A 17,016-nucleotide genomic window follows, 5' to 3' on the forward strand; every position below is an offset into this window, starting at 1 on the left:
CCTGCAAGGATGAACACCTCGAGTACCTGCAGGGTAAGCGTGATCATCATCCGTATAGCGTGTCTTTAATACCTCACTTTTCGTTCTCGGATGCCCTTCTTTGGGAGTGTGTCCCACTGGCTCTGGTAGAGCTTCGCGTAGAACCCACCCAGCTTCAGCAGCTCGTCGTGCGTGCCGCGCTCAATTATGTGACCGTGGTTGATAACGAGAATGCAATCCGCATTGCGCACGGTGGAGAGCCGATGGGCCACCACGAGCGAGGTCCTCCCTTTCATCATCTCGTCGAAGGCATCCTGGACCTGCAGCTCAGTTCTGGTATCGATGGAGCTCGTGGCCTCATCCAGGAAGAGGATAGCCGGGTCAGTGAGCATCACGCGAGCGATGCAGAGAAGCTGGCGCTGGCCCTGTGAGATGGAGCCGCCGTCCTCAGTGATCAGGGTGTCATACCCCTGTGGGAGTTGCCCGATGAAGCCGTCCGCATGGGCACGCTCCGCGGCCTGCTTGACTTCTTCGAGCGTCGCATCCGGTTTACCGTAGGCGATATTGTCACGGATCGTGCCTTCGAAGAGCCAGGTCTCCTGCAGGACCATGCCCACGGAGCCTCTGAGGGAGGATCGGGTCACGTGCTGGGTGTTGTGCCCATCCAGAGAGATCGTGCCCTCATCCGGGTCATAGAAGCGCAGCAGCAGGTTGATCAGCGTGGTCTTCCCGCAGCCGGTAGGGCCGACAAGCGCCAGGCGCTCACCGGGCTTCACCTCGAAGCTGATGCCCTCAAGGAGTTTGGCGTCCTTACGGTAGCTGAACGTAACCTTATCGAGTTTAATTGCACCCTTCGGATGGTCAAGGACCACCGCATTGGGGGCATCCGGTTTCTCAGGCTCAGCGTCCATCAGTGCGAAGACGCGACGTGCAGAGGCGAAGGCCATCTGGACCTGCGTTACAATCGCGGAGATCTGGTTGAATGGCGTCATGTACTGCGTCGCATAGGAGAGAAAGCTCTGGACCTGCCCCACCGTCAGAGGTGAAGGCTGCCCAGTGATCACGCAGGAGATACCGACCATCGCTACTGTGGCATAGATCAGGTTGTTCACAAGGCGGGTCGAAGGGTTGGAGAGTGAGCTTACGAACTGCGCTCTGACACCTGCGGTATAGAGCTTCTCGTTGATGGCTTCAAAGTTTGCGATGTTGCGCTTCTGGCAGCCAAACGCGTAGACAAGCTTCTGGTTCGTAATCATCTCTTCCGCGTAGCCGGAAAGCTCACCTTGGAGCGCCTGCTGGGCGGCAAAGCTCTTTGCGGAACCGCGGGTGATCAACGTTGCAACCAGAATAGAGAGCGGAGTCAGAACCACGACGACCAGCGCCACCGGCACCGAGAGCGTGAACATGAAGATCAGCGTGCCGACAATCGTGATGATGCCGGTAAAGAGTTGGTTGAAGCCCTGGAGCAGGCCATCGCCGATTGCATCACAGTCGTTAATGATACGGGAGAGCAGGTCGCCGTGGGAGTGCGAATCCATAAAGGAGAGAGGCACCTCGTTGAACTTCTTGTAGGCGTCCAGACGCACATCGCAGACGACCTCGTAGGCTAAGCGGTTGTTCGCATAGCCGCTCGCCCAGGTCGCCACAGCTGAGATCGCCACAGTCACCCCAAGCTGGATCAGGATCGGGACCAAGCCTGCGAAATCGACGAGTCCCTGCCCGATAAGGCGGTCGATGCCGCGCCCGATGTAGATCGGCACGAGGATCTGTGCCAATACCGAGACGAAGGCACAGACAAAAGAGAGCACGAGCAGGCCTATGTGCGGCTTCACGTAGGTCATAAGCCGCTTCAGTACTACCGAGACAGGTGTCGTGGGGGCATCGAAATTGCGGTTCTGCGGATTCTTATCTTTTCCCGCAGCGTTATTTAAGATGTTTGAGGTGGAGACGCCGCCGACATATGGATTAGACATAGTGCACCTCCCCACCCTTGAGCTGTGAGTCACAGATCTCATGGTAAATCGGACAGCTCTCGTAGAGCTCCTGGTGTTTGCCAAGTCCCACAACTTTTCCGTGGTGGAGGACCAGGATCTCGTCAGCTCCCATCACCGCAGAGACGCGCTGTGAGATGATGACTTGGGTCAGGCGAGGACGCAAGCCCGCAAGCGCCCGTCTCAGCTTCGCATCGGTCTCAAAGTCAAGCGCAGAAGCTGCATCGTCCAGTACGATGATGCGGGGATCCCCGACGAGTGCACGCGCGATCGTGAGGCGCTGACGCTGCCCGCCGGAGAAGTTCTTGCCGCCGGATTCGGCCTCTTCGTCCAATCCGTGTTTCTTGCTTTCCACTACATCGGTTGCTTGCGCAAGCTGCACCGCTCGCATCAGTTCCTCATTGGTGGCATCTGATTTTCTCCAGGTCAGGTTGGAACGGATCGTACCACTTACCAAGTGTGCATCCTGCGGAACGCAGGAGACCGCTTGACGTAACTGCTCCTGGGGCCAGGCTTTGATCGGGGTGCCCAAGACATCGATGCTCCCCTCATCTGCGTCATAGAGGCGGGTCAGCAGGTTCACAAAGGTCGATTTGCCGGAGCCGGTGCCGCCAATGATACCCAAGGTCTGCCCTTGGCCAAGGGAAAGGTCGACGTGCGCCAAGGCGGGCTTACCTTTACCATAGGAGAAGGACACATCATGGAAGTTGGTGGCAGGAACGGTAGTCGAAAGCATCTCGAGCTCTACCGGATGGGTGCTCTCGTATTTGACCGCAGGCTCGGTGTGGAGCACTTCCCGAATACGGTGCGCCGAAACGATGCCACGGTTGATCAGGATGATCAGGTTCGCGACATAGGCGATACTCGTTAAGGTCAAGGCCATGTAGTTGACAAACGCGACGATCTCGCCCTGTTGGAGCACACCAACATCTACTTTGAAGCCGCCGGCCCAGAGTACTGCCACGACACCCAGATTCATGATCAGGTATGAGGCGGGGTTCAGAATTGATGAAAGCTTGCCGACGGTGATTGCGGTGTCCCGCTGATCCTGCGCGGCATCCTTGAAGCGGTCGTACTCGGTGTCTTCCCGCCTGAAGACACGGATCACGCGGACGCCCGAGAGCGCCTCACGGGTGACGAGTGAGATGTGGTCGAGCTTCTCCTGCATCTGAGTGTAGTACGGAATTGACTTACGCATCACGAGATAGAAGACCAATGCAACGATCAGGGTGCAGCACAGAAAAATCAATCCCAGCTGCCAGTCAATCAGGAAGGAAGCGATGATAGAGCCGATTGCCAAAAGCGGCCAGCGGACAAACTGCCTGATGCTCATCGCGATCGCCAGCTGAACTTGATTGACATCGTTGGTGATACGGGTCACAAGCGTCGGGGTAGAGAAGGTATCGACCTCCGCGGCTCCGAAGGAATTGATCTTCTTAAAGAGGGCGCGGCGCAGATCGGTGCCCACACCCTGGGACACCAGCGCCGCCATGCGCTGGCAAATTAAGGTAAAGCAGTAGCCGATCCCGGCAAAAAGAATAAGGAGGGCACCGTGCTGCAGCACATAAGGTGCATCGTGATTGGCTACTCCGACATCGATCATCTGGGCCACGATGATGGGCGTCAGGATCTCAAAGAACACCTCAACAACCTTGGTCGCCATCCCTATCAGCGTGCGGCCCTGGTACTTCCTCCACAATTCTTTTCCCATGCGCTACCTACTCTAGGTCGAGCTCATCTGAGAGTTCCAACCATACATCTTCCAGATCGGAGATCTGCTGGTTGACCTCATTTAATTCGTTTTGACACTTTTCGAGTCCCTCATAGTCGCTCGGATCGACCGACTTCATCTTTTCGCAGATCTTGTCCGGCTCCTCCTGAAGTCTCTTGAGCTTGCGATCCGTCGCGTCGAAGCGCTTCTTGAGCTCACGGCGCTCCTGGTTGGACATGGTGGCGCTCTTGCTCTGCCCACCACCATTGGCATCTGAGGCAGCTCTCTTGCTGATACCGGAGGTGTCCTGCGGCTGCGCGTCGAGCATCTTCAGGTATTCGTCGACGCCGCCCGGGACATGGCGGATGTGGCCGTCGATCAGGGCGAACTGGTCATCGGTCACGCGCTCCATCAGATACCGGTCGTGGGTTACCATGAGCAGCGTACCCGGCCAGGTGTCGAGCAGGTCCTCGAGCACCGCCAACATGTCGGTATCCAGATCGTTGCCCGGCTCGTCGAGCACGAGCACGTTCGGCTCGCTCATCAGTACACAGAGCAGCGCCAGCCGGCGCTGCTGTCCGCCAGAGAGATCCCTGATGTAGGTGGAGAGCTCTTTGCGCTCAAAGCCGAGCCGCTCAAGGAGCTGCTCCGGAGTCTGTTCTTTGCCGTCGACGGCGTAGTATTTCTTGTAGGTTGAAAGGACCTCAGAGACGCGCCAGTCATCTTTCGTATGCAGCTCATCGAGGTTCTGCGTGAGGATTCCGAAGCGCACTGACTTACCGATCTTAACATAGCCGCTCGTGGGCCTAAGTCTACCGGTCATCACTGAGAGCAAGGTGGACTTACCGACACCGTTCTCGCCTAAGATACCGTAGCGCTCACCCGGCCCGATCAGCCAGGAGATATCTTTCAGGACCGACTTGTCACCGTAGCTGAAGCCCACTTCCTCCATCGTAATTACGAGCTTGCCCAAGCGGGACACTGCCATGCGCTTCAGCTCCACCGAGTTTCTGAGCGGGGGGTCGTTGGCGATCAGGGCTTGGGCCTCCTTGATACGGAACTTTGGTTTCGAGCTGCGAGCTTTGGCGCCATGCGCGAGCCAGTTGAGCTCTTTTCTCAGGATATTCTGCCGGCGGGTCTCAGCGTTCTGTACCAGACGGGCGCGCTCCTCGCGCTGCTGGATGTAGGCGGAGTAGCCTCCCTCGAAGGGTTCGATGGTCCCATCGTGGACCTCCCACATGTGTTCACATACCTCATCCAAAAACCAGCGGTCATGCGTCACGACTAAGAGTGCGCCCGTACCTTCCGGCCAGCGGTGTTTGAGGTGGTTTGTAAGCCAGGTAATTGCGTGCATGTCGAGGTGGTTGGTGGGCTCGTCCATAAGGATGACGTCCCAGTCACCGACCAAGACGCGAGCTAAGTCGCAACGGCGGCGCTGACCGCCGGAGAGCTCCTTGACTTTTGCGCGCCAGTCGACCCCGACAAGCAGCTCGTCCAAGATGGAGCGGATCTTCGGATCAGAGGCCCACTCATATTCCGGACGATCTCCTACCACTGCGTGCGCGACACTGTCCTCATCGTCCAACTGATCGTGCTGTCCCAGATAGCCGATCGTCAGGTTATTGCGGGGAATGATGCTGCCGGAGTCCGGGGTAATCGTGCCGGAGATCAGGTCCAACAGCGTGGACTTGCCATCTCCGTTGCGGCCGACGATACCGATACGCTCGCCGGCATCGATCCCGAGGGTAACATCGTTCAATACCTGCTTGCCAGGCCACTCCTGGCTCACATGTTCCAAACCGATCAATATTGCCAAACTACATCAAACCTATCGTTGTAATGCTTCATACAATTAGTTCTGTGCTCTGAGGTTCTCAACCGCATCCAGAATATGGCAGGCCACCTCAGTCTTCGGGAGCGTGTCCAGCTGCTCGATGTGGGAGGGATAGATAAGGCTCACCCGATCCGTGTCGGAGCCGAAGGTCGAGTCCCCTCTCGAGACGTCGTTTGCGACGATGAGGGAGGCGTGCTTTCTGTTCAGCTTCTCCTCAGCATGTTCGAGCAGATCGGTGGTCTCTGCGGCAAAGCCCACCACAATGCGATCGTCCTTGGTCGCTGCCAGGCTTGCGAGGATATCCTTGTTCTCAGTGAGCTCGATCGTGTCAGGGGCGTCAATACCCTTCTTGAGCTTGTGATCTGCAGGATGCTTCGGCGAGAAATCCGCGACTGCCGCCGTGCAGAGCGCAACGTCCGCATCCTTCCACTCCTTCATCGCCGCCTCGTACATCTCTTGTGCACTCGTGACTGAGATCACAGTGACCCCGTAAGGCGCCGGAAGACTCACGGGTCCGGAGATCAGGGTGACCTGAGCTCCCCGGCGCTCAGCTTCCTGTGCTAGCGCATATCCCATCTTGCCGGAGGAGGCATTGGCGATATAGCGGACCGGATCGATCGCCTCATGGGTCGGTCCCGCAGTGATCAGGATCTTGACCCCGTTGAGTTCGTCTGAGGTATGTAACAGCTGCAGCGCCGCATCGGCGATCGTCTGCACATCCGCAAGCTTGCCCGCACCGACATCCCCACAGGCCAGACGGCCTGAGGCGGGGTTAATGATGGTGAAGCCACGGGACTGAAGTGCCTTCATATTGTGCTGCGTTGCTGGATTCTCCCACATGTACACATTCATTGCTGGGGCAATCGCCACCGGACCCGTTGCGGCAAGCACCGTGGAGGTTAGCGCGTCATCCGCTAAGCCATTGGCAATTTTCGCCACCACATTGGCAGTGCAGGGCACGATGAGCTGCAGGTCTGCCCACTCCGCTGAGTCGATATGGGGGATCTCAGTTGTGGGAAAACCAAAGAGATCATCCAGAACCGGGTAGCGGGTCAGGCCTGAGAAGGTGGCGGGGGCGATAAATTTCTCCCCTCCTGCGCTCATCATGACTCTAACCTTGCAGTCTGCTTTCTGCAGGAGTCGCACCACTTCGGCGGCTTTGTAGGCGGCGATGCAGCCGGTCACCCCGACGAGGACATGGGGCGTGTGTGTGAGCTTTGGCATCTTACTCATCCACTTCCTTGGTCGGGTTCACGATCAGGATGCGGTGGCAGTAGGGGCAACGCGTGATGGGGGCTACCTTCTGGATATCCGCATAGTCGGAGGGCTGCAGTGAAACGCGGCAGATAGAGGGTCTGTTCCCGTGCAGGGTCTCGACCGCCAGGCCCTTGAAGTGCTCGTAGGCTTTCTCATACTCCTGCTGCATCTCTGGAGAAAGGTGCGTCAGTACCCGGGTGCGCTCCTCCACGAGATCCTTGGTCTTGCCTGTAATCTCTTGAGTGGCATCCGTGAAGGATTTCTTCAGAGTGATCTCTTCGGCTTCCAGACGCTCCACCAGCTCACCGGAGTTTTCCTCGGCATCCAGCAACTTCTCTAGGTTCTCTTGCAGCGGCTTGTGGGTAAAGGCCAGCTTCTCGCGGCGCTTTGCCAGATTTGAGAGCTGCTCCTCAAGGACCTGGATCTGCCGGTGAGTGTGGCCGTTTTGGTTGGCCTCCTCTTTGAGTTCATCCTCACGTTTCTTCAAGCGCTGCTGCATATCCTCATTGTCCTTGAGCTCGAGCTCGGCGTCTTTGCGCTGTCCGGTGATTGAGATCCGATCCCGTTCGATTTTCTTTCGTGCCAATGGTATTGCCTCAAGACGCTTAACCTCGGGGCGCTTGTGCACCTCAGCCCTGAGGCGTATGAGGGAGAGGTCGATCTCTTGGAGACGCTGGAGCGCCTGTGCTTCGTTCATATCTGTACGCGTCCTTTAACGTTTGTGCTCGGCGACGACCTTCAGGAGTGCGTCAGCAAACCTGTCCAGATCATCCTCGCTCACTCTGTAATCAAATGAGATACGCAGCGAACCCTGCGCATCGCTTCTCTTCACACCCATTGCCATCAGCACATGGCTGGGATCGAGTGACCCTGAGGAGCAGGCAGAGCCTGCAGAGATCTCAAAGCCTGCCTGATCCAATTGTAAGAGTAGGGTCTCTGAGTCGAGGGTCGGAACATAAACGCTCACAATACCCGGGAGCTTATGCCCATCGATTGTCGTGTTGGTCGTCGGGAAGACACCGGTCCCCGGGGCGCAGATTGTGTCGTAGAGCCTCTGTGCCGCGTGGGCGGTCTTCTCCTGCCGCTCCTTCAGGTGTGCCCTACAGGCCTTAAACGCTGCCGCAAAGGCAAGGGCACCCCGCACATCCTGGGTGCCAGGCCGTTTGCCCTGCTGCTGGCCTCCCCCAAAGGTCTGGGGGCGATAGGGACAGCGCATTCTCAACGCCAAGGCACCGATACTCACGGGCCCGCCGATCTTGTGCGCCGCCATACTCACCGCATCGACATGGTCCAGCTGTAGGGGCATGCGTCCAAAGGCAGCCACCGCATCGGTATGGAACCGCGCACCCGCCTTGTGGGCGATCTCAGCCAGCTCCTCGATCGGCTGCACGACACCGGTCTCGTTGTTGGCGGTCATAACCGACACGAGGGCAGTTTTATTGCTGGCCAGAGCCTGTAGCGCTTCCGGCGTAATCACGCCCTCTCGGTTTGGCTGAACGATATCCACATCGAAGCCTTTATCCTTGAGGGAGGGCACCACATCGAGCACGGAGTCGTGCTCGATTGCGGAGACGATGATCTGTGTCCGGTTGCGCTGGCGCATCCGGACCGCCTGCGCGATCCCCTGTAACGCTAAGTTATTGGCTTCAGTCCCACCGGAGGTCAACACGATCTCTGCGGGGCGGAAGTGACCGCCCAGGCAGCGGGCGATATCACATCTGGCACCCTCGAGTGCCTGTGCCGCCTCTCTACCTAAGGTGTGCAGCGATTCAGGATTGGCCCCCGCATAGGGTGTTTTCTCATATGTGGCAATAGCCTCTGCAGCCTCTGGCGCCTGCGGTGCCGAGGCAGCGTAGTCCAAATATACAAATTTTTTTGCCATACAATTAGTGCACTTTCTTATGCTTGTTCAGATAACCCCAAGCGCGCGGCATCCTTCAGCTGTCTGATCGCCTTAGCGCGGTCAGGGCACTTGAAGACTCCGGAGCCAGCGACCAGAAGCCGTGCCCCTGCCCGGGCGACGGTTGCGGCGGTGTCGTTGTTGATGCCGCCATCGACCTCTATGGTCGGGTTCGCGTGGTGTTTGCGGCAGAGCTCCCGCACCGCTTTGATCTTGTCGGCGCTCGAAGGGAGGTAACTTTGTCCTCCAAATCCCGGGTCCACGGTCATAACAAGAATGACATCGGCACAGTCAACGAGCGAATCGAGTTCATAGATTGACGTGCCAGGATTGAGCGCGACACCTGCCAAAGCCTGGGCCGTGTGGATCTGCTGAATGATGCGGTGGGCGTGGGTGGCAGCTTCCACATGGAAGGTCACAATGTTCGCACCGGCCTCGAGATAGGAAGCGACCGTCTCATCGGGGTTCTCGACCATCAGGTGGACATCGATGGGTACGTCGGTCATCTTCTTGACGGCTTTGAGCACCGGATGCCCAAAGGAGAGTTGTGGGACAAACTCACCGTCCATCACGTCGAAGTGGACGTAGTCAGCAGTCTTGATAGAGTCGATCTCCTCACCCAGCTTTGCCATGTCTGCCGACAAGATGGAGGGTGCAATCCCGATATGATCCAACATCGCTTCTCTATTCTCTTGTTCTGATTCCGTAGAACTCCACATGGGGGCTTCTCCCCAACAGGGTGTTGATCGCACCGTCAACTGAGGAGTGCTCATATAGGATAGCGTGAACGGCACTCGTAATAGGCGCCTCGATACCCTTTTCACAACACACATCATAGACCGAGCGGGCGGCGTGCGCCCCCTCGACGACCATGTGGGTCTTCTGCTCGTACTCCTTCAGGCCAATACCTGAGACGAGTGCCTGCCCGTAGCTGCGGTTGCGGGAATACCGTGAGGTACAGGTGGCGATGAGGTCACCCATACCAGCAAGGCCCATGCAGGTCATTGCATCCCCACCCAAGGCAACAACGATACGGCTGATCTCTGCGAGCCCGCGGGTCATCAGGACGGCGATCGCATTGTCGCCGACGTCCAGTTTAGCAGCTGCACCGCAGGCGATTGCGATAATGTTCTTGACCGCCCCGCAGACCTCGACACCGGTCATATCCTGGGTGACATAGACCCTGAAGGTAGGGCTCAAGACCAACTGCTGCAACTTAGAGGCGAGCTCCATCGTCGGAGCCGCCACAACCGCTGCAGAGATTTTCCCCTGGCAGATCTCCTCGGCGTGGTTCGGACCGGAGAGACAAGCGATGCGCTCGGGGTTTCCGACGGCGTCTCCAACCACCTGGGTCATGAGGCAACCTGTGACATCTTCGATGCCCTTGGTGAGGACCAGGATGGGGGTTGTCGCAGAGATATATGGTGCGAGCTCAGCTGAGACCTGCGCTAGATTGGGTGAGGGTACTACCAAGAAAACCGCCTCCGCGCCCTCAATTGCCTCTTTGAGTGAGGTGGTCGCCTCGACGGTGTCTGCCATCCGATAATCCTTCAGATAGCGGGGGTTGTGGTGGGTTTCGTTGACCCCCTGGGCAACCTCTCCAGAGTGCGCCCAAGCTCCGACACAATCCACATGGGGCGCTACGAGTCCGGTGACTGCAGTGCCCCATGATCCTAGGCCTATAACCGCTACCTTCATGCGTTCTTATCCTTGTCGCCTGAGTGGTGGAACGAGAAATGCTTCTCCTGATGGTGGGCAAGCTTTTTGATGTTCTCCCGGTGCGCCCAGACAACGATCAGGGTGATGATGATCAAGGGGTAGATCGTCGTGGGAGCATAACCGAAGATCGCCGCCCAGATCGGAAGCGAGATCGCGGTGGAGATAGAACCGACCGAAACATAGCGCGAAGGGACGGCACCCACCAAGAAGACGAGTAACAATCCCATTGCCACAGCAGGGATATAGCCCAACGCCGCACCGAAGCCAACCGCAATGCCTTTGCCGCCCTTGAATTTTAGATACGGGGAGAAGACGTGACCGATGATTGCAAACAGGAAAATGATCGAGGGCATCCATCCGAAATCCGCGGTTGGGGCCATGCGCTCAAAGTTCCCCATAAAGAGGACATTGGCAAAAACATGCGACCAAATCAGTGTGGAGAGAAATCCTTTCAGCGCATCGAGGAGCAGTGTCAAGCCGGCAGCTTTGGCACCGACTGAGCGGGCCACATTGGTAGTCCCGATGTTGCCAGAGCCGACGCGGCGGATATCGATATGGCCCTCTTTGGAGCCGACGATCAACCCAAACGGGATGCCGCACACAAAGTAGGTAACCACGCAGCTAAGTAGGAGCCACAGAACCATCTTCCCTGTCATAAACGCATATCCTTTCTCCGAAAACGCAGACGTATCGGCGTCCCCTTCAGATCGAACGCTCCCCTCAATCTGTTTTCAATGAAGCGCCGATAGTTATCGGAGACAAGTTCAGGCATGTTGCAGAAGATCGTGAACACTGGAGGCCGATGCCCGGTCTGGGTGATGTAATTGACCTTGAGCCGCTTATTCTTCTTTACGACAGTATAGCCGCTCTTGCGGATCTCTATCATGGCCCGATTCAGATGGGCCGTTGAGATCGTGATGTCACGGGCACGGGCAGCCTTGTTTGCTAAGTCCAGCACCTTATCGACGCCGCGCCCCGTCTTTGCGGAGATGCGCAGGGTCTCTGCCCACTGGGCAAAAGAGAGCCGCTTCTGGACGCTTCGGGTCACTTCCTGACGTGCCTGGCTGTCACGGACGAGATCCCACTTGTTGAGCAGGATAACCATGCCACAACCACGGTCGATCGCCATCTCTGCGATCTTCTGATCCTGTTCAGTCACGCCGTCAACGGAGTCAATCACCAGCAAGACCACGTCGGCGCGGTCCATCGCTTCAAGGCCACGGATCATCGAATAGTACTCGATGTCTTCATGCACGGTGTTCTTCTTGCGTATGCCGGCGGTATCGACCAAGCGGTAGAGCTGCCCATCGCGCTCAAAGACGGTGTCGATTGCATCACGGGTAGTGCCTGCCACATCGGAGACGATCGAGCGCCTCTTGCCCAGAAGATCGTTGGTCAGCGAGGACTTGCCCACATTCGGGCGGCCGACAACGGCGATGTTGAGGGTATCCACATCGTCCTCATCGTTTCCAGTCATCTCTGCCGGCAACACTGCCACAATATCGTCCAACAGGTCCCCGGTACCATAGCCGTGATTTGCGGAGATCGCGCGGGCTTGTCCGACTCCGAGGGCGTCAAATTCCCACAGGTCGGGCTCACGGGCGGGATTGTCACATTTGTTGGCAACGAGGAAAATCGGTTTGGGGGATCTGCGCACGATGCGCGCAACTTCCTCGTCTTCTTCGGAAACGGAGCACGTAGCGTCAACAAGGAAGATGATAACCTGGGCCTCCTTGCATGCCGCTATGACCTGCTCACGGATTGAAGACGCAAAGACGTTGCCACTCTTCTGTACCTCTACGCCGCCGGTGTCGATCAGCGTAAATTGACGGCCGTTCCAATCGCAGAAGTGATAGGAGCGATCGCGGGTTACACCGCGGGACTCGTGGACGATAGCATCTTTGGTTTGGCTGAGGCGATTTACGAGCGTTGACTTCCCAACATTCGGTCGGCCAACGATAGCAACCATGGGCAGTGGCATAGCTAACTCCTTGCTGGCGAGACGATACGTTTACGGGGCAGTTACAGTTTCGATAGCATCGCAGACTGATTGAATCTGCTCTGGTGGTGTGGAGGCACCTGCGGTGATACCGATGCGATCCGCACCAGCAAACCAGGTCGATTGAAGCTCGCCTGCTTGCTCAATATGATACGTTTTGGGACAGAAATTCGCACATATTTCTGCCAGATGGGTAGTATTTGCCGAGTTTCTGCCACCGATCACGATCATCACATCTGATTTCTTGGCAAGGTCGGCCGCAGCCTGTTGCCGCTTTGAGGTGGCTTCACAGATCGTATTGTAGATCCTCAGCTCTATACAGTGGCGCAAAAGCTCCGCAGTGACCTCAGTCAGCTTCTCGACGGTCTGGGTAGTTTGCACCACGACACCCACTTTGCGGCCCAACTCTCCTGAGTGGGCCAAGGCCTGCACGTCCTGCGCGCTGTTGACGACCTGAGCGCCCGAGGCATGGGCGATTGTGCCTTCAACTTCAGCGTGTCCGCGCTCACCGACAACAAGCACCGTGTAGCCTCCATGGGAGAGCTGCCCCGCGATGTGATGCACTTTTGTGACATAGGGGCAGGTTGCATCAACGACCTTGACACCGGCCTCCTGGGCCTCTTTGAGCGTGTCGGGACCCACGCCGTGCGCGCGGATCACAAGGGTAGTGCCTTGAGGCTGCCTGGGATCGGTGGCGACCGAGACACCCTGACGGGCCAAGTCGTCGACGACCTGTGGGTTGTGGATCAGCGGTCCCAGCGTCGCAATCGGACCATCAGCGGCTGCCGCGGCTTTGCGTACCATCTTCAAGGCTCGCGCCACCCCGAAGCACATCCCTGCTTCCTGTGCAATGCTGATTGTCGCCATATCCCCTACATCTTCCCCGGGTGCTCTTTCCTGAGCTCGGCACGGAGCTCATATACCTTGTCCATCGCCAATTTCTCCATTGCGTCGACTTGGTCATGCTTTTTTTCGATGCCTAAATCCTCGAAGTGAATTTCGTCCCCTACCTTTAAAAATACCCTTCTTGGCCGTGGAAAATGCGTACCTTTCGGGGTTATATCGCGGGCACCGACGATTGCGACCGGCTGTACCGTCGCATTGGCGAGCTGCGCCATCAGCGCAAACCCACCGTGGATCGTGACCGGTTGATCGTCGGATTTGATGCGGGTCCCTTCCGGAAAGACCAGGATCCAATCGCCTTTCTTTAAGGCGTCACGGGCATGGCGGATCGCTTTGAGGTCTGCAGTGCCACGGTGCACCGGGATGCAGCCATAGCGGGAGAAGGCCCAAGAGACGAATCTGTTCTTATCGAATTCACTCTTTGAGATCGGGTGGATACGGATCCCGTGGTGGTAGAGCAGCATCGAGAGGATGACCGGGTCGAGCATTGACACGTGGTTCATCACCAGTACACGACCGGTAGAACCGGGCTTCCAGCCCTTCCAGAACTTCTCGGCCTGCTCCACCTTCCACGGAAACACGATCTTGGTGTAAAGCCAGGTCGCATTCTCAGAGATTGCTAAGAAGGCCCGGGAACCGAGCGGGAACTCTTTCATCCCATGATCGTAGTAATCCTTGATCTTGTAGTGGCCAAAGGACTTCATCGGCTCAAACGTGGACCTTGTGTCACGCTTCGCCCTCCTTATCGGAGCTGGTTTCGAAGAGGTCTCAGGCTTTTTCTCCGCTGAGGAGGGCTTCGAGGCCTGAGGCTTCGTATTCGATGAAGGCTGAGATACTGTTTCGGCTTCCCTCTCGGTTGCAGGCTTTGAAACTGTTTGAGCCTTTTTTACGAGCTCCTCAATCTGATCGACGACCTGTTCGACACTCAAGTCAGAGGAATCGATCGTGACAGCGCCCGGCGCCGGCTCCAGTTTGAAGGAGGCGCGGGAGGAATCCACTTTGTCTCTGCGCTCGATGTCTTTCAAGATCGCCTGCTCCTCATCAGGGTTGACCTGCGCGGTTTTGCCCGTCGCAGTATCCCCGCCGGCACGCTCGACTGCCCGGCGGTGGGCGCGAGCATCTGCGGTTGCAATCAGGAAGACTTTGACTTCCGCATCCGGAAAGACGACGGAGCCGATGTCGCGACCTTCAACGACAACGTTGCCCTCAGAGCCCAGTTTCCGCTGGAGGGCCACCATCTGATCGCGGATCGCCTGAATGCCAGAGACGACCGAGACATCCTTGTCGACCTGGGCGGTGTGGATCGCGTCGGAGACATCTTCTCCATCGAGAAAGACCTGAGTCTTATCGGTAAACGGTCCGAATGTGATCTGAATATCCTTGACGCACTCTGTGAGTGCATCAAGATCGGAGAAGTCGATATGGTGGCGCTCACAGCGCAACGCACAGGCGCGATACATGGCGCCGGTATCCAGATAGGTGAAGCCGAGACGGCGCGCAAGGGCCTTCGCGACCGTCGACTTGCCCGAGCTTGCCGGCCCATCGATTGCAACCTTCATTTTGCGTCTCCGTCCCAGTTGTCCAGATCTTTAACCACGTTCTCTTTCGTGCGGCGGATAACCTCTTCCGGTGTGAGGCCGAGCGCAGCTAAATAGTAGCGCTTGCCATCCCAGGAAAGCACAAACGAGCAGGCATTGGAAATTTGAATCCGCCAAAAGGTCTGGGCTGGGATCTTGTAGACGGCGCGCAGGATGCTTCTGGAGATACCGCCGTGGGTCACGAGGGCGGTACGTCCGCGATAGGACTTCATATCCTCCAGCAGGCTTTGGATTCGTGCTAAGGCGTGCTCGTAGCTCTCACCGCCGGGAGCGACAATCGAGTGTCCGTTCTCATCCACAGGCCAGGGGAACTTCCAACCGTGCTTAGCGGCATCTTGGGCGGAGAGTCCTTCAGCGGCGCCGAAGTCCATCTCGATCAGACGGTTTTCAACAGTGGCTTCAATGCCCAACCGTCTGCTAGCCTCAAAGGCCAAGGCAGTGCAGCGCTTCAATGGAGAACAGCGGATCCGGTCGGGCTTCCAGATCACAAGTGCCTCAATGGCACGCTTAGCCTGTTCTTCCCCCTTTTCGGAGAGACCGACATTGCGCCTCCCGGAAAGCGTCTGATTCACATTTGCCGTCGTCTGGGGATGGCGCATGACTAAGATGCGTTGCAAGTCCGCCATTATCCTCTCATCCTCTCATCAATCTCGTACTCAAGCTGCTGCTGCTCCGATGCGGTCAGCATCCTCCAGTGTCCCATCTCGACATTGGTCAGATGCAACGGCCCAAAGGAATCACGGTGCAGCTTGACCACATCGTGCCCCACCACACGCAGCATCCGTTTCACCTGGTGCTTTCTCCCCTCGTGGATGGTAAGTCCCACGACGCTTTGGCCGATCCGTAATCCAAACGGGGCGAGCGCCTCATAGGAGGCGCTTCCCTCTTTGGGGAAATCGACTTCAGCAGGCTGTGCTTTTCCATCCGCAAGCATAACACCCGCTTTGAGCTTCTCGATATTTTTAGGCGTTAACCTACCTTCAATGACTGCCACGTAGTGCTTCCACACGTGCTTTGAGGGGTGTAGAAGCTGCTGTGAGGCATTGCCATTCGTGGTGAAGAGCAGAAGGCCTGTGGTGTCTTTGTCGAGTCTGCCCACTGGAAAAATACCGGGATATCTGTCAGTGGGTACCAGGCTGGCCACACAGGGCCGCCCCTGGGGGTCTGCCATCGTGGTCAGATACCCTGCCGGTTTATTGAGCATCAGGTAGGCTGCATGCGTTGCCATCTTTACCTGGTGTCCGTCGACGCACACCACATCTTCAGTCGGATCCACCTTCGACCCGAGTTCTGTGATAACCTTGCCGTTGACGGTAACCCGCCCTGCGGTCATCAGATTCTCAGAGCCTCTGCGGGAGGCAACACCGGCGCGAGCTAAGAACTTCTGGAGGCGCAGGGGATACAGCTTATTATTCTCCGCCATGCTCCCCCTCTGTAGTCTCTTGGTCATCCGCTGAATTGAAAAGGAGGTCGGATCCGGTATCTAAGAGCTCATCTTCCTCTTCCATATCCTCGTCAGCTTCTTCAGGCGAAGTGGATAAGGGCACATCAGAGAGCCGCTCACGGATGTATCTCTTTGACTCCTCATCCGGGGCAAAGTCTTCCAGGTCGGGCAGGTCTTTGAGGCTGCGGAGCCCAAACTGCTCCAGGAACGCTTTCGTCGTCCCATAGGTGATTGCGTTGCCCTGCTGAGGGTCGCGACCAAGGGATTTAATCAGGCCTTTTTCAATCAAGGAATTGATCACGCCCTCGGAGTTGACACCGCGCACCGCCTTGACCCCTTCACGGGTGACAGGCTGCTGGTAGGCAATGACCGACAGGGTCTCCAAAGCTGCCTGCGAGAGCTTCCTTGTATCCCAGGAAAGGACGTAGGACTCAACAAGATCGTGGTAGGCCGGGTGGGTAAAGAGACGCCAGCCGCCTGCAACCTCACGCAGCTGTATACCACGGTTCTTGTCTGCATACTCCGCAGACAAATCTGCTAAGGCTTCTTCGACCTCGCCCGGTCGGGCTCCGGTCACCTTAGCTAACTCTATCGCGGACACCGCATCCGAGGAGACTAAGAGCAGCGCTTCGAGCGCACCTTTCAGCGATCCTGAATCCGATACTTCCAAATCGCTCACTG

15 protein-coding genes are annotated in these 17,016 nt (G+C 57.2%); all 15 read right to left on the reverse strand.

What is annotated here, in order from left to right:
- Positions 1–65: 65 nt before the first annotated feature.
- Genes J4859_RS09015 through scpB form a run of 15 tightly spaced genes read right to left on the reverse strand, consistent with a single transcriptional unit; the run spans position 66 to position 17,014 of the window.
- Positions 66–1,952, reverse strand: coding sequence for an ABC transporter ATP-binding protein (locus tag J4859_RS09015; protein WP_212329196.1), 1,887 nt, complete (start codon positions 1,950–1,952; stop codon positions 66–68).
- Entirely contained in the window at positions 1,945–3,681 is a 1,737-nt protein-coding gene (locus J4859_RS09020) for an ABC transporter ATP-binding protein (RefSeq protein ID WP_212329198.1), read from the reverse strand. Before J4859_RS09020 ends, J4859_RS09015 begins: the two co-directional genes overlap by 8 nt.
- 7 nt (positions 3,682–3,688) lie before the next feature.
- Positions 3,689–5,497: an ABC-F family ATP-binding cassette domain-containing protein gene (locus J4859_RS09025; protein ID WP_212329200.1), complete on the reverse strand. Its 1,809-nt coding sequence runs from the start codon at positions 5,495–5,497 to the stop codon at positions 3,689–3,691.
- A 36-nt stretch (positions 5,498–5,533) separates the two neighbouring features.
- The gene (gene coaBC / locus J4859_RS09030) at positions 5,534–6,748 is read right to left on the reverse strand and encodes a bifunctional phosphopantothenoylcysteine decarboxylase/phosphopantothenate--cysteine ligase CoaBC (protein ID WP_249113577.1); all 1,215 of its coding nucleotides are present in this window, start codon (positions 6,746–6,748) and stop codon (positions 5,534–5,536) included.
- Positions 6,741–7,469 (reverse strand): zinc ribbon domain-containing protein, encoded by a 729-nt coding sequence (locus J4859_RS09035; protein ID WP_212329202.1) that lies wholly within the window; start codon positions 7,467–7,469, stop codon positions 6,741–6,743. The genes coaBC and J4859_RS09035 overlap by 8 nt, the downstream gene beginning before the upstream one ends.
- Positions 7,470–7,484: 15 nt before the next feature.
- The gene (locus J4859_RS09040) at positions 7,485–8,654 is read right to left on the reverse strand and encodes a cysteine desulfurase family protein (RefSeq protein WP_212329211.1); all 1,170 of its coding nucleotides are present in this window, start codon (positions 8,652–8,654) and stop codon (positions 7,485–7,487) included.
- A gap of 17 nt (positions 8,655–8,671) precedes the next feature.
- Positions 8,672–9,391 (reverse strand): ribulose-phosphate 3-epimerase, encoded by a 720-nt coding sequence (rpe, locus tag J4859_RS09045; RefSeq protein ID WP_371812016.1) that lies wholly within the window; start codon positions 9,389–9,391, stop codon positions 8,672–8,674.
- Complete coding sequence (locus J4859_RS09050; protein ID WP_212329213.1) at positions 9,357–10,370, reverse strand: NAD(P)H-dependent glycerol-3-phosphate dehydrogenase; 1,014 nt, start codon at positions 10,368–10,370, stop codon at positions 9,357–9,359. The genes rpe and J4859_RS09050 overlap by 35 nt, the downstream gene beginning before the upstream one ends.
- Positions 10,367–11,047 carry a glycerol-3-phosphate 1-O-acyltransferase PlsY gene (plsY, locus tag J4859_RS09055; RefSeq protein ID WP_212329214.1) on the reverse strand — a complete coding sequence of 227 codons (681 nt, stop codon included), beginning with the start codon at positions 11,045–11,047 and terminating at the stop codon, positions 10,367–10,369. The genes J4859_RS09050 and plsY overlap by 4 nt, the downstream gene beginning before the upstream one ends.
- Positions 11,044–12,372 (reverse strand): ribosome biogenesis GTPase Der, encoded by a 1,329-nt coding sequence (gene der, locus J4859_RS09060; protein WP_212329215.1) that lies wholly within the window; start codon positions 12,370–12,372, stop codon positions 11,044–11,046. The genes plsY and der overlap by 4 nt, the downstream gene beginning before the upstream one ends.
- A 30-nt stretch (positions 12,373–12,402) precedes the next feature.
- Positions 12,403–13,257, reverse strand: a complete 855-nt coding sequence (ispH, locus tag J4859_RS09065) for a 4-hydroxy-3-methylbut-2-enyl diphosphate reductase (protein ID WP_212329216.1) — start codon at positions 13,255–13,257, stop codon at positions 12,403–12,405.
- A gap of 5 nt (positions 13,258–13,262) precedes the next feature.
- Positions 13,263–14,852: a (d)CMP kinase gene (cmk, locus tag J4859_RS09070; protein WP_212329217.1), complete on the reverse strand. Its 1,590-nt coding sequence runs from the start codon at positions 14,850–14,852 to the stop codon at positions 13,263–13,265.
- Entirely contained in the window at positions 14,849–15,517 is a 669-nt protein-coding gene (locus J4859_RS09075; protein WP_212329219.1) for a histidine phosphatase family protein, read from the reverse strand. The genes cmk and J4859_RS09075 overlap by 4 nt, the downstream gene beginning before the upstream one ends.
- The gene (locus tag J4859_RS09080) at positions 15,517–16,314 is read right to left on the reverse strand and encodes a pseudouridine synthase (protein WP_212329221.1); all 798 of its coding nucleotides are present in this window, start codon (positions 16,312–16,314) and stop codon (positions 15,517–15,519) included. Before J4859_RS09080 ends, J4859_RS09075 begins: the two co-directional genes overlap by 1 nt.
- The gene (scpB, locus tag J4859_RS09085; protein WP_212329223.1) at positions 16,301–17,014 is read right to left on the reverse strand and encodes an SMC-Scp complex subunit ScpB; all 714 of its coding nucleotides are present in this window, start codon (positions 17,012–17,014) and stop codon (positions 16,301–16,303) included. Before scpB ends, J4859_RS09080 begins: the two co-directional genes overlap by 14 nt.
- Between the last annotated feature and the right edge of the window lie 2 nt (positions 17,015–17,016).

This window comes from Atopobium sp. oral taxon 416, from assembly GCF_018128285.1.
Lineage (GTDB): Bacteria > Actinomycetota > Coriobacteriia > Coriobacteriales > Atopobiaceae > Olsenella_L.